Annotated in this window: 10 protein-coding genes; 1 reads left to right on the top strand and 9 read right to left on the bottom strand. The window is 58.5% G+C overall.

The window, feature by feature from the left end; all coding sequences use genetic code 11:
- Positions 1-3 precede the first annotated feature (3 nt).
- The 6 genes from H8527_RS05510 to H8527_RS05485 form a co-directional block, all read right to left on the bottom strand.
- Positions 4-822, bottom strand: a complete 819-nt coding sequence (locus H8527_RS05510) for a Cof-type HAD-IIB family hydrolase (RefSeq protein WP_187546329.1) — start codon at positions 820-822, stop codon at positions 4-6.
- A gap of 21 nt (positions 823-843) precedes the next feature.
- Positions 844-1386: a phosphodiesterase gene (gene yfcE, locus H8527_RS05505; RefSeq protein WP_187546327.1), complete on the bottom strand. Its 543-nt coding sequence runs from the start codon at positions 1384-1386 to the stop codon at positions 844-846.
- Between the two features lie 108 nt (positions 1387-1494).
- Positions 1495-2541: an endonuclease/exonuclease/phosphatase family protein gene (locus tag H8527_RS05500; protein ID WP_187546325.1), complete on the bottom strand. Its 1047-nt coding sequence runs from the start codon at positions 2539-2541 to the stop codon at positions 1495-1497.
- A 4-nt stretch (positions 2542-2545) separates the two neighbouring features.
- Positions 2546-3019, bottom strand: coding sequence for a 23S rRNA (pseudouridine(1915)-N(3))-methyltransferase RlmH (rlmH, locus tag H8527_RS05495; protein ID WP_187546324.1), 474 nt, complete (start codon positions 3017-3019; stop codon positions 2546-2548).
- A gap of 108 nt (positions 3020-3127) precedes the next feature.
- Positions 3128-3955, bottom strand: coding sequence for a zinc ribbon domain-containing protein (locus H8527_RS05490; RefSeq protein ID WP_187546322.1), 828 nt, complete (start codon positions 3953-3955; stop codon positions 3128-3130).
- Positions 3956-3991: 36 nt separating this feature from the next.
- The gene (locus H8527_RS05485) at positions 3992-4771 is read right to left on the bottom strand and encodes a Nif3-like dinuclear metal center hexameric protein (RefSeq protein WP_187546320.1); all 780 of its coding nucleotides are present in this window, start codon (positions 4769-4771) and stop codon (positions 3992-3994) included.
- 296 nt (positions 4772-5067) lie between these two features.
- Here H8527_RS05485 and H8527_RS05480 point away from each other — a divergent pair, with 296 nt between their 5' ends.
- Entirely contained in the window at positions 5068-6819 is a 1752-nt protein-coding gene (locus H8527_RS05480; protein ID WP_187546313.1) for a 1-deoxy-D-xylulose-5-phosphate synthase, read from the top strand.
- A gap of 522 nt (positions 6820-7341) precedes the next feature.
- On the opposite strand, the gene H8527_RS05475 is transcribed toward H8527_RS05480, so the two are convergent.
- The 3 genes from H8527_RS05475 to H8527_RS05465 form a co-directional block, all read right to left on the bottom strand.
- Positions 7342-9354 (bottom strand): family 20 glycosylhydrolase, encoded by a 2013-nt coding sequence (locus tag H8527_RS05475; protein ID WP_187546307.1) that lies wholly within the window; start codon positions 9352-9354, stop codon positions 7342-7344.
- A 24-nt stretch (positions 9355-9378) separates the two neighbouring features.
- Positions 9379-10836, bottom strand: a complete 1458-nt coding sequence (locus H8527_RS05470) for a tetratricopeptide repeat protein (protein WP_187546306.1) — start codon at positions 10834-10836, stop codon at positions 9379-9381.
- An 86-nt stretch (positions 10837-10922) separates the two neighbouring features.
- A complete protein-coding gene (locus H8527_RS05465) occupies positions 10923-12662 on the bottom strand; it encodes a glutamine--tRNA ligase/YqeY domain fusion protein (RefSeq protein WP_187546304.1) in 1740 nt (579 codons plus the stop codon).
- Positions 12663-12672 lie beyond the last annotated feature (10 nt).

Raw genomic sequence — 12672 nt, 5'->3', positions numbered from 1 at the left:
TTTTCATTTCAGCACAAAGCGCTCCAACACTTCGGCCACACCATCCTCGTCGTTCGACAGGGTGATGTGGTCGGCTTCGTTTCGGACGTAGTCTTCAGCGTTGGCCATCGCCACCCCAAGGCCGGCAAAGCGAATCATCGTGAGGTCGTTGCCGCCGTCTCCGCAAGCGATGCTCTCTTCACGGGACAGCCCGAGATGGGTCAACAAGCGTTCGAGCGAAAGCGCCTTGTCCACCCCGCGGGGCATGAGTTCTAAGAAGAATGGGGCGGAACGACAAATCTCCATCTCTGCCCCCAAGGCCGCCTTCATCTCCTCTTCGAGAGGCACGAGGCGTTCGGGGTCACCGCCCATGAGGAATTTGGGCACACCGTGAGGCAGTGCTGCTACTGTGGCCAAGAAGTCGGGAGCGTGGCGCACGGGCAGGTGATTGATGCCGGCTTCGAGAGCGATGTAGTGGTCGGGCTCGCTGTTGCAGAGGATTTCGCCCTTGGTGTAGGTCACGATGGGCAGACCTTCGCGTTGAGCAAAGGCATAGACCCGCTGATGGAGCGCCGGGTCGAGCACTTGCTCAAAAATCACCTCCTTCGTGCGCCAGTCGACAATGCGACCGCCGTTGAAAGAGAGCACGTATCCGCCGCGTTGGTCCAGGCCGAGCTGGTCAGCCAGCGGTGCGATGCCGTAGGTGGGGCGGCCCGAGGCGAGCACCACTGTGACGCCCTGTTCCTGTGCGCGCTGCAAGGCGCTGAAGGTGCGGGGTGAAATTTCTTTTTGACTATTGGTGAGAGTGCCGTCGAGGTCGAGGGCAATGAGACGATAAGCCATAATGGATGGAGAAAGTGGAGATTAGAATTGATAGGATTGCCACACCGTGCCGTCGAGCAGACGCAGCGAGAGGTCGCCGCCGTCGAGCAGGGCAAAGGTGGGTGGATTGCCGCCTTTGGGGAAAGTGGGGCTACCGGTGTTCAGGCACACCGATCCATCGAGTTGCGGAGCGATGTGCGGCAGGTGGGTGTGTCCCTGGCAGAGGAGATCGAAGCTCCCCCTCGGTCGGCACTCTTCGCTATAGACATGGCCGTGGGTGAGGAAGATGCGCCGTCCTTCGTCGATGACCCAGGCGTAGTCCGCAAGGACGGGGAAGTCGAGCAACATTTGGTCGACTTCGCTGTCGCAGTTGCCGCGCACACAGACGATGCGGTCGGCCAGTGTGTTGAGGCGTTCGGCCACGGCACGCGGGTCGAGACCTGGAGGCAGACTGTTGCGCGGACCGTAGTTGAGGAGGTCGCCCAGCAACAGGAGCATGTCGCAGCGTTCGCGCTCAAAGTGTTGGAGCACGGTGTCAAGGGCATTGATGGAGCCGTGGATGTCGGAGACGATGAGGTATTTCATAAAGCAGAGGGATGGGAGGATAAGTAAGAAGGTGGTGAGTGAGAAAGGAACACTCGTGGGAGGCCGTTTCCCTTCGCGCCGAGGCGTGAATGTCGTGATGCGTTGCGGTCAATACCACAGGTCAATGAGCAGCGGCAGGTGGTCGCTGATGCCGCCGTGGTATCTCGGGCCGAGGTAGGTGTGGCGCGGCCGATGCTCACCGATGTTCACCTCTTCGAGCAGTTCCGGAAGGGCCAGGATGCGGCACGCATCGGGACGCGTGTGGAGCGGAGCTGTGGGCGAGAGCAGGGTGGAGGAAACGAGCAGATTGTCGATGCGACTCCATCGGCGGCGGAAGAAGTAGGTGCCGCGGATGTCGTCGTTGCCCGCTGCAGGGAGGGGGCGGGCTTCGGCTGATATGGGGACAAGGCGCGAGGCGAGCACTTCGCTCACGGAACGATTGGAAGGCTCGTCGTTGAGGTCGCCCATCAGAAGGAAAAGGGGGCGGGTACGTCGCAACGCCAAACTGTCCATCAAGGCCACAGCCACACCGGCAGCGCGCAGACGATAGGGCTCGGTGAGGTGGGCACCACCGCGTCGGGAAGGAAAGTGGGCGAGCACCACGTCGAGGGTGTCACCCGTGGGGAGACGTCCCGAAACAAGCAGCAACGGACGCGTGGGGCGCTCGCGCAGACTGTCGTGAGGGACGGAGTGTTGCGACCAAGAGAGGAGGGCAAACGTCTCGGGCTGGTAGAGCAGCGCGAGATCGATGCCGCGGCGGTCGGTCGAGTGAGTCACCACGGCTTTGTAGCCCAGTCGTGCCAAGCGGGTGCGGTGCGTGAGATGGGCAATGACGCTGTCGTTTTCCACCTCACACATCCCGACCACATCGACCGGCTGCATGCCGCCTGCCGCCACAATCACCCGGGCCAGTGCCCCCTGTTTGTGCCAATAGCGTGAGGAGGTCCAGCGCCGATCGGATTCGGGCAGAAACTCGCGGTCGTCGAAGCCCGCATCGTGGAGCGTGTCGAAGAGGTTTTCCACGTTCCACCACAGCACGCGCATCCGCCGCTCCTGGGTGGCCGTGGGGCGTGTGGTCGAGGAGAAGATTTGAGCTTCGGCACAAAAGGCCGCGAGCACGAGGAGGGCGAAGAGCAGAGAACGGAGCGTGGGCATCGGCTTATTCGTGATGATAGGGCTCGCCGCGCAGGATGGTCATGGCGCGATAGAGCTGTTCGACCATGAAGAGACGCACCATTTGGTGGGAGAAGGTCATGCGGGAGAGGGAGAGTTTTTCGCGGGCAGCGGCATAGACTGCGGGCGAAAATCCGTAAGGTCCGCCCACCACGAATACCATGCGGCGGGCCATACCGGCCTGTCGTTGCTCCAGATGAGCCGCCCATTCGATGGAGCGAAATTCGCGTCCGCCTTCGTCGAGCAGCACGAGGTGGTCGCCTTCGCGCAGGGCTTTGAGGATGAGTTCGCCCTCGCGCTCCTTCTGCTGGTCGGTGGTGAGCGACTTGGCGTTTTTGAGTTCGGGGATGACTTCCAGTTCAAAGGGCATGTAGTGCTTGATGCGTGCGGCGTAGTCGGCAATGAGCGCATCGAGATACTTGTCGACGGTGCGCCCCACAACGAGAAGGTGGAGTTTCATGAGGAGGGTGCGTGGGGAAAGGAGGGAGAAGGGTGTGAGGAAAATTAAAAATGCGCTGCCGTCAGCATTCTCTGGCGGCAGCACACGTGTTTTTGTCTACTGATGGGGTCAATCTTCTTCTTCCGTCTTCTTGCGGCGGGTGGTGCGGCGCTTGGGCTTTTCTTCCACAGGCTTTTCAATCTTGACGCCGGCGAGCTCGGGGTCGATCATGATGCGACCGCAGTATTCGCAGACGATGACTTTCTTGCGCATGCGGATGTCGAGCTGGCGCTGTGGGGGAATCTTGTTGAAGCAACCGCCGCAGGCATCGCGCTGCACGTAGACAATGCCCAGTCCGTTGCGTGAACTCTTGCGGATGCGCTTGAAGGCGGTGAGCAGGCGGGGTTCGATGGCGGCTTCGAGCACCTTAGACTTCTCGCGGAGTTTCTCCTCTTCGGCCTTCGTTTCCGACACGATTTCGTCGAGTTCCGACTTCTTCAGGTCGAGGTCCTTGCGGCGCTCTTCGAGCACACCGCGGCCGCGTTCGAGATCGTTGGTCTTGGCGTTGATGAGGCGTTCGGCTTCGCCAATCTTCTTCTTAAGGAGTTCAATCTCCAAACCCTGAAATTCGATTTCCTTCGTGAGGTTGTCGTATTCGCGGTTGTTGCGCACGTCGTCGAGTTGCTGCTGATAGCGATTCATCATGGCTTGTGCCTCGTCGATGTCGGTGTGCTTCTTTTCGATGTCGGCTTTGAGGCGCTCAATCTCCTCTTCATACTTGTGGAGGCGGTGGGTGAGCCCCTCAATTTCGTCTTCGAGGTCCTGCACTTCGAGGGGCAGCTCGCCACGGAGCGTCTTGATTTTGTCGATTTCAGAGAGTTTGGTCTGAAGCTGATAGAGGTTTTTGAGCTTCTGTTCCACCGCGTTGTCGGTGGCGGTTTCTTTCTTGCTTGCCATATAGATAAAGTGTTTTTGTTGTCTGAAAGGTAGGGTTTAGAGATATTGGATGGGGTTGGTGTTGCACCGCGTCTTGTGGATGGGCAGCGTCGGGAAGGCCGCGTGCACAATACGTTCCATCAGGTCGATGGTGTAGCGCTCGCTCTGATAGTGGCCGAGGGCAGCGAGCCAAAGGTCGTTCTCGTGGCCGAAGAAGCGGTGGTAGCCGATTTCGCCTGTCAGGAAGAGGTCGGCCTCGGCGGCGATGGCGCGGTCGATGAGAAAGTCGCCGGCCCCGCCGCAGAGGGCGATGCGCTGCACCTGTTGCTGCCGGGCGGCGGCATATTGCAGGCTCTCCACCCCGAAAGTGGCTTTGAGTTGCCGGAGGAAGGCGTGGGCTTCCATCGGTTGCGGCAGCCGCCCGATGATGCCGCTTCCACTGCGTCCATCGGGAGCCGGGTCGAGAAACTCCACCTCTTGCAGTCCCAGGCGGTGGCCCATCTCGTGGCACACACCGCCTTGTGCATTGTCGAGATTGGTGTGGGCGGCATAGAGCGCAATGTCATGGTGGATGGCCAGACGTACACAGCGCTCCACCTGCGTGGCGTCGGACACGCACTTCAACCCGCGGAAGAGCAGCGGGTGGTGGGCTATGACGAGGTTCAGCCCCTCGCGGGCGGCCTCCTCGATGACCGCTTCGGTCACGTCAAGACACAATAATGCCCCTGAACACTCACTCCCTGTTATTCCGATCTGCAAGCCGGCATTATCGTAGCTTTCTTGCAGGGGCAGCGGAGCAAACTTTTCAAGGGCCTCAACGACTTCTTTGATGTTCATAAGGACGAAACAACAGCGTTCTGATTTCCGCCATTGCGTTTGCGCTGCAAAGGTACGACTTTTCGCATAAGGGTGCAACCTTTCGCCGTGGTTTTTTGCGGCTGCAAGCGCTGGCAGCGGTTGGTTTTACATTCATCTTCGATATTTTTAAGGATAAATGCAGCCTAAGAGGGAAGAATAATCTTTCGGAAAGTTGTACTTTTGCGATGGCTTTTACGCCGAGAAAGGCGTAAGGGCCTTTTTCGTATCCGTAAAGGACTCTTTCCGGATTGCAATTCCTCCAAAACGTTCTACCTATGCTTTTAGAAAACATCCAATCGCCGGCCGACCTCAAGGCGCTGTCGACCGACCAACTTACCGACCTTTGCGCAGAAGCCCGCACCGCGCTGCTGCAAAAACTCTCCGACCACGGCGGACACATCGGCCCCAACCTCGGCATGGTCGAGACCACCGTGGCGCTGCACCGCGTCTTTCACTCGCCCACCGACAAGATAGTCTACGACGTGAGCCACCAGTCTTACATCCACAAGATGCTCACCGGACGCGCCGATGCTTTCCTCAATCCCGAGAAGTACGACGACGTGTCGGGCTACACCGAGCCTTCCGAGTCCGAACACGACCTCTTCGTCATCGGCCACACCTCGACGTCCATCAGTCTGGCCTGCGGTCTGGCCAAAGGGCGCGACCTCTGCGGCGGCACGGAAAACGTGATTGCCCTCATCGGCGACGGCAGTCTGTCGGGCGGTGAAGCCCTCGAAGGGCTCAACACGGCAGCCGAACTGGGGTCGAACCTCATTATCATCGTCAACGACAACCAGATGTCCATCGCCGAAAATCACGGCGGACTCTACAAGACGCTGGCCCGTCTGCGTGAGACCAACGGCGCCTCGCCCGACAACCTCTTCCGCGCCATGGGACTCGACTATCGCTATGTGGCCGAAGGCAACAACGTGGCTGCGCTCATCGAAGCCTTTGAGGCCGTGCGCGACATCGATCATCCCATCGTGCTCCACATCAACACCGTCAAGGGCTGCGGCTATGCGCCTGCCGAGGCCCACAAGGAGCGCTTCCACTGGGGATTTCCCTTCGACCTCGCCACCGGAGAAACGAAACCGGCCTACCATTTCGGCGAAAGCTATGCCGACATCACCGGCCGTCTCCTCCTCGACGAGATGGAGCAAGACCCCACCGTTGTGGCCATCGCTGCCGGCACACCCTCACTCTTCGGCTTCACACCCGATGTGCGCCGCCGTGCCGGCCGGCAGTTTGTCGATGTCGGCATTGCCGAACAGACCGCCGTGGCCATGGCTTCGGGCATCGCCAAGCGCGGTGGTAAGCCCGTCTTTGCCACTGCCTCCACCTTCATGCAGCGTGCCTACGACCAGCTCGCGCAGGACGTGTGTGTCAACGAGACGGCCCCCCTCTTCCTCCTCACCTACGCCACCATCTGCGGCATGAACGATGTCACCCACCTCGGTTTCTTCGACATCCCCCTCATTGCCAACATCCCCAACATGATTTTCCTCTCGCCCGCCACGAAGGAGGAATACATCGCCATGACCCACTGGGCAATCCACCAGACGCACACTGCCGTGACCATCCGCATGCCAAGCCGCGTGGTGAGCACGGGCGAGACGGTGGCCCCCGACTTCTCCCTCACGCCCAAAAGCGTGGTGACGCGTCGCGGCACGAAAGTGGCCCTCCTCGGGCTGGGCAACTTCCTGCAACTGGCTCATCAGGTGGCCGATGCTCTGGCGGCAAAGGGCGTGGACGCCACGGTGGTCAATCCCCGCTATGCCAACGGTGTCGATGCCGAATTGCTTGACGAACTGGCGGCCGACCACACCCTTTTTGTCGCGCTTGAAGACGGCTGTCTGGCCGGTGGATGGGCCGAAAAGGTGGCGGCTCACTTTGCCATGACCGACCGCAAGGTGCTGCTCCGCGGGGCCACGCGCGAGTTTCAAGATCGCTACGACTACACCGCTCTGCTCAGCCAATACCGCCTCCTGCCGGAACAAATTGTCGACGACGTGCTCCAAGCTCTCTAAGGTTTCCCTTCTGAAGCTTTTCTCTGGAGCTTCCCTCGACACTGCTCCATCACCATTCATTTCCATTTGCGCCCCCGCACCGTCTCCTCGGTGTCGGGGGCGCAGTGGTGTCGATCGGTTGCTCACCCATGGGCGCTACCTGCTGTTGGTGTGCCGTGTCTTCCGCTCGTCCACACGTCCCTCGCCGTCCGTTCTCACACGCATTCCGTCATCGTCCCTTCCCGAAGAGACGAATGTCCCTTCGCGAGGGGACGTTTGTTTCCTCTCGAAGAGACGTTTGTCCCTTCCCGAAGGGACGAAATCTACCCGCGGGAGAAATGCCACCGGAACTCACCCGTGGAGACGCGGAACATACCACGAGTGAGGGGCGAAGCGCTTCCACCATCGGCAATGCCGGTACCGCTTCCGAGGGGGCACAAACAAACCTCCGCCCTATCCCGTGGGGGATAGGGCGGAGGTGGAGAGGAGGGCGCAGCTGTGCAGGCGTTGCCTTCCCTATCTCTTTCGGAAAGAGGAGAGCGACTATTCGATGAAGTTCGACACACTCAGGTTCATGATTTTTCCGTGGAACGCTCCCGTGCGTTGGAGGGGGAAGACGAGGGTGCGCTGATAGTACATCTTGGCCGCGCTATATGGATTGGAAGTTGCGCCTGCCGCGCCAGCATTGGGCGAAACAGCACCAAGAGTGAGGGGATAGAGCGCTTGATGGAAACGCCCATTGACAAGCAGGCGGGTTTCGTGGCGGTTACCTTGCAGCGTCAGACGCACGCGCTTGCCTTTGGGCACCGCATAATCGAACTCATTGAGGCATCCTTCACGCACAAAGGCGAGTTTTCCGCTTTCGGGCGAAGCGAGATAGAGGATGGCATTGGGAGAGGTGAAGAGAGTGTCGCCCTTGTTGACGGCGGTGGCTTCGAGGTCGAAGGAGACGGAGTAGTCGTAGCCGATTTCAGGACCTATCCAGTCGAGGGTGGTGGAGGGGAGGAGGGTGGTGTTGGGATAGTCGGCCGTGGTGCGCGTGCCTTTGCCGAGGGTGCGACCGAGTTCGTCCACACCGGGGGCTTCGCTCAAGAAGCGGCTTTGTCGCTCAAAGTCGGCATAAGGCAGAGAAGTCTGCTTCGCTGTCCAGCACTTGGTGGCGAGCGTTTGCAAAGCGGGCATCACGCGATGGTGAATATCTTTGACGGTAATTCCGTTACCCACGTGGTCGTTCCAAACGGCAAACATTCCGCCGAGGAGCGAGGGGTCGCCTTCTTCAAACTTCACCGAACCGATGGTGGCCGGTGTCCAGTTGTTGTAGAGCCATTGGGTGTTGAGATAGTCGTAATAGTAGCCGGCAGCGGGCACGATGTAGACCTGTCCATCGGGAATACTCACCAGTTTGTAGCCCAGTTCTTTCATTTTCAGAGGGTCGGCATAGCCATTATACCAAATCTGCATCTTTACGTTATCGACCTTGACCGGTGTTTCTCCCTGAGCATGGGTTAAAGCACCCCACACCATGGCCTGCTTGCCGTGCTTCTCAACGTGGCGGATGAGGTGGTCGGTGAGTGCACGAAACTTCTCTACAACCGCTTTATCTTTGTTGCTGTACTCGTCCGTACCGATATGAACTGTCTTACCGCGAAACACAGGATTGCTGCCGCCGCAGTATTCGGTAAACAGACTGTCAAGGAAGGGAACAACAGCAGGGTTGTTGAGATCGAGATGGTCTATGCCGTACTCCTTCGAGCCGAGTGAGGGACGATAGTGGGAGAAAGCGAGGGAGTGGGCAGGAACGTCGATTTCGGGGACGATGTCGACATATTGCTGTTCGGCTATCTTTTGGAAATCGATAAACTCACGCTTGGTGTAACTTCCGTCTTTTGCCGTCAGTCCGGGAAAGAAATTGCTTTCAAGGCGGAAGGCCGACTGCGTCTTGTTCCAATCGTTGCCGAAGTATTGCTTAAAACCATTGTCGTTAAGATGAACTTGAAGGGTGTTCATCTTGTAGTAGGCCATGACACTGACGAGCTTGTTGAGATAGTCCATGGGGATGAACTTGCGGCCGCAATCAATCATAAATCCGCGCAGGGCGTAGGCGGGGATGTCGGTAGTGGTGCCGCAGGGTAGGGTGTGGCTGCGGTTTTGTTCGCTGAGTTGCAGCAGGGTGCGCGTTGCCCAGTACGCCCCCTGTGCATCGGCAGCCGACACAGCGGCTGTCTTTCCGATACGGAGCACGTAGCCCTCTTTGCCCAAGGAGCGTTCGGCCACGTCTTTTTGGAGGGAGAAGACAAAGTCGCCAGCTTGGGCATCACCGCTCACGAGGGTGAGCTTTCGGCCAAACATTGTGGCGTAGTCGGCGGCAAAGCGTTCAGCCACCACCCGCAGGGACTTGTTGGGAGGCACGACGATGCGACCCGAGGGGACAAATCGGCCTTCGGCGCCCTGCCAAGAGGTGAGTTCGGGCACGACGAAGGGTTTGGGATTGACTTCGGCCAGCACGGCCAAGGTGCCACCGAAAGCGAGCAAAAGCGCAAAGAATGCTTTTTTCATGGAGGATTAAAAAGGTAAAGGAGTTTAAGTGTGGGCTTCCGGAAACTCGAGGCGTGCTTGCGTCAAGTAGTCCGAAAGCGCAGCGTTGGGATAGATTTGTCGGAAGATTTGTTGCGTGGTGGTCGGGTCTTCATAGAGAGCATAGGCCAACCAGAAGTGGTATTCGCGCACCCGCATCAGCCGCCGCGCGGCATAGGCCAGATAGGGCGCGGCAAGGGTGGTGCCGCTTTCCGTCACTTTGAGCAACTGCTCCCATACAGCCCCCACTTCGCCGAAGAGGTTGCTCTCGCAGAGCATGCGAGCGATGCGCAGACGGGTGCCGGCGGTGAGGGTGTAGACTTCGAGGTAGTGCGTCAAGGCGCGGACGACAAAGGGGAGATGCCGGTAGTGGAGCGCCATCTGCACGGCCTGCAAGAGCACCTCTTCATAGTTCGACCCGAGCGAGCAGCAGCCCAACAGGGTGTCGTAGGCTTTGGACATATTGCCTTGGGCGGCATAGGTGGTGGCAATGTCGGAGAGAATGCGTGCCTTGTCGGGGTTTTCGTTGGGACACATCTGGTTGGAGCGCACCAGTACCTCGCGCGCTGCATCGAACTTGCCCTGATTGAGGAGGATCTCTCCGGCCGAGAGAGCCATTGTGTAGTCGTTGGGGTAGAGCGTGCGGTAGTCCTCATAGACCGTCAGTACCTCTTCATAATGTTCCTGCCCCAGTGCAGCCACGGCCTTGAAGCGCAGCGCTTTCTCGTTGTGAGGCTCGATGGCGAGGGCAAAGTTGGCGGCTTCGCTGCACTTGGCAAAGTCCTTCGCCTCGTTGCTCACGTCGGCCACCATGAGCCACGCATCGAGATAGTAGGGATTTTCGTCGAGCAGCGTCTCCAACTGCCGGAGAGCAGTGTCGGTGTCGCCCAGTTGGAAAGCACATTCGGCCAGGAGCATCTGTGCGCGCTGGTGTTCGGGGGCATCGGCGGCAATCTGTTTTAGGAACTTCTGTGCCCGGGCTATGCTGCCATAGTCGAGGAAGAGTTCGCCCACTTCGAGCAGGAGGTCGCTCACGCCCATCGGCATTTCGCCGTCTTCGGCTAAGAGTTGGGCATCTATTTCGCGCTCGCCTTTCAGCCCCTCGTTGAAAAGCTGTTCGGCGCGGTCGAACTCCAGGCGGCTCAGTGCGATTTCGGCCAAGAAGAAACGCACATCAAGGGTGTCCTGTTCGGGCAAGGCACGCACCACTTCCTCGGCTTCGGCCAGCCGTCCTTCGTTCTTCAAGCGGTAGGCGCGGCGGATGACGACCTCCGGATTGTCGGGATGCAGGCGTAGGGCGAGACGCATGCACTGCTCCGACTCGAAATAGGCATTCTGCTGTTCGAAATGGTCGAGCACATCCAAGAGGTCCGTGGCTTCCATCCACAAGGGGGCGGGCGCTTTGGCCAGTTGTTGCTCGTAGTGACGGACGAGCTGCTGCACTTCGTGGGGATTGCGTTTCATGGGGTGGATAACTAAAAATAAAAAGGGCAGAGACTCGCAGGGAAGCGGTTCTCCACGAGTCTCTGCTGTGCCAAAGCGGCGAATGATTATTTGTGCTTGTCTTCTTTGAGCGAAACGGTGCTGTTGAAAATCAGGTGTTCGGGCGTCGAGTCTGGGTCGACGTTGTAGTAGCCCGTGCGGGTGAACTGCAAATAGTCGAAGGCTTTGCGGGTGAGCAGGAACTTCTCGACAAAAGCACGCTTGTTGATGCTGATGCTGTTGGGGTTGAGGAAGGGGCGCATCGCGTCAATCCCGCGCACGCCGTTGGCTTCTTCGTAGTCCTTGATGGCGTCGCGAGGATTTTCGCACGTCCAGAGGCAGGCGTAGTTGCGCACTTCGGCCGGGAGGCAGTGCCCCACGCTGAGCCAGTGGATAGTGCCTTTCACCTTGCGGTTTGAACCTTCTGTACCTGCCTTTGAAGAAGGGTCGTAAGTACAATAGATTTCTTCGATTTCGCCCGTGGCTTCGTTCTTCTTGCAACCGGTGCACTCCACGATGTAGGCACCTTTCAGGCGGGTTTCTTTGCCCGGAGTCATGCGGAAAAACTTCTTGTCGGCTTCTTCCTTGAAGTCGGCACGCTCAATCCAGAGTTCGCGACTGAACTCGATGGTGTGTGTGCCGTCTTCGGGACGTTCGGGATTATTCTGCATCTCCAGTTCTTCCACCTGCCCTTCGGGGTAGTTGGTGACGATGAGCTTCACTGGGTCGAGCACGGCCGAAACGCGGGTGGCACGCTCGTTCAAATCGGTGCGTGCCGCACTTTCCAAAAGTTTGATATCGTTGAGGGCATCGAAGGTGGTGTAGCCGATTTTGTCGATAAACTTGCGGATGCTTTCAGGACTGTAACCGCGGCGACGGATGCCGCTGAGGGTGGGCATACGCGGGTCGTCCCATCCGTCCACCACACCTTCCTGAGTGAGGATGAGCAGGTTGCGCTTCGACATGAGCGTATAGTTGAGGTTGAGCTTGTTGAACTCAAACTGGCGGGGACGGTTGTCGGAGAGGTCTTCACCGCGGGTTTCTTTCATCCAATCGACAAACAAGTCGTAGAGTGCACGGTGGGGCACGAACTCAAGCGTGCAGATGGAGTGGGTGACACCTTCGAGGAAGTCACACTGTCCGTGGGTGAAGTCGTACATCGGGTAGGCGTTCCACCTGTTGCCGGTGCGGATGTGAGGCAGGTTGAGCACACGATACATAATGGGGTCGCGGAAGTGCATGTTGTCGCTCGCCATGTCGATTTTAGCGCGTAACACCATCTTACCTGGTTCCACACGACCGCTGTTCATCTCCTCAAACAGCCGCAACGACTCCTCAATGGGGCGGTTGCGATAGGGACTCTCCACTCCCGGACGGGTGGGAGTGCCTTTCTGTTGGGCAATTTGTTCGGACGATTGCTCATCAACGTAAGCACGTCCCATCTTGATGAGCGCCACGGCAAAATCCCAAAGATCTTGGAAATAGTCGGACGCATAAAGCACCTTTCCCCAATGATAGCCCAACCACTGGATGTCGCGCTCAATGGCTTCGACATACTCGTGGTCTTCTTTCTGCGGATTGGTGTCGTCCATACGGAGGTAGCACACCCCGCCAAACTTTTCTGCGATGCCGAAATCCATCGCGATGGCTTTGGCATGCCCGATGTGCAGATAGCCGTTGGGTTCGGGTGGGAAGCGCGTCTGGAGGCGTCCGCCGTTCTTGCCTGCTGCGAGGTCGTCTTTCACAATCTGCTCAATGAAGTTGAGCGTTTCTTTTTTCTCGGTTGTACTTTCGGGAGGGGTGCACATATTTTTCTGT

This window comes from Alloprevotella sp. Lung230, from assembly GCF_014385435.1.
Classification (GTDB): Bacteria; Bacteroidota; Bacteroidia; order Bacteroidales; family Bacteroidaceae; genus Alloprevotella.
This window is presented reverse-complemented; position numbering and strand designations above follow the sequence as displayed.

Excerpts from the sequence above, each read along its gene's own strand:
- yfcE (WP_187546327.1), bottom strand. The coding sequence starts at position 1,386 with ATGAAATACCTCATCGTCTCCGACATCCACGGCTCCATCAATGCCCTT.
- H8527_RS05480 (WP_187546313.1), top strand. The coding sequence starts at position 5,068 with ATGCTTTTAGAAAACATCCAATCGCCGGCCGACCTCAAGGCGCTGTCG.
- H8527_RS05490 (WP_187546322.1), bottom strand. The coding sequence starts at position 3,955 with ATGGCAAGCAAGAAAGAAACCGCCACCGACAACGCGGTGGAACAGAAG.
- H8527_RS05510 (WP_187546329.1), bottom strand. The coding sequence starts at position 822 with ATGGCTTATCGTCTCATTGCCCTCGACCTCGACGGCACTCTCACCAAT.
- H8527_RS05465 (WP_187546304.1), bottom strand. The coding sequence starts at position 12,662 with ATGTGCACCCCTCCCGAAAGTACAACCGAGAAAAAAGAAACGCTCAAC.
- H8527_RS05475 (WP_187546307.1), bottom strand. The coding sequence starts at position 9,354 with ATGAAAAAAGCATTCTTTGCGCTTTTGCTCGCTTTCGGTGGCACCTTG.
- H8527_RS05500 (WP_187546325.1), bottom strand. The coding sequence starts at position 2,541 with ATGCCCACGCTCCGTTCTCTGCTCTTCGCCCTCCTCGTGCTCGCGGCC.
- H8527_RS05485 (WP_187546320.1), bottom strand. The coding sequence starts at position 4,771 with ATGAACATCAAAGAAGTCGTTGAGGCCCTTGAAAAGTTTGCTCCGCTG.
- rlmH (WP_187546324.1), bottom strand. The coding sequence starts at position 3,019 with ATGAAACTCCACCTTCTCGTTGTGGGGCGCACCGTCGACAAGTATCTC.
- H8527_RS05470 (WP_187546306.1), bottom strand. The coding sequence starts at position 10,836 with ATGAAACGCAATCCCCACGAAGTGCAGCAGCTCGTCCGTCACTACGAG.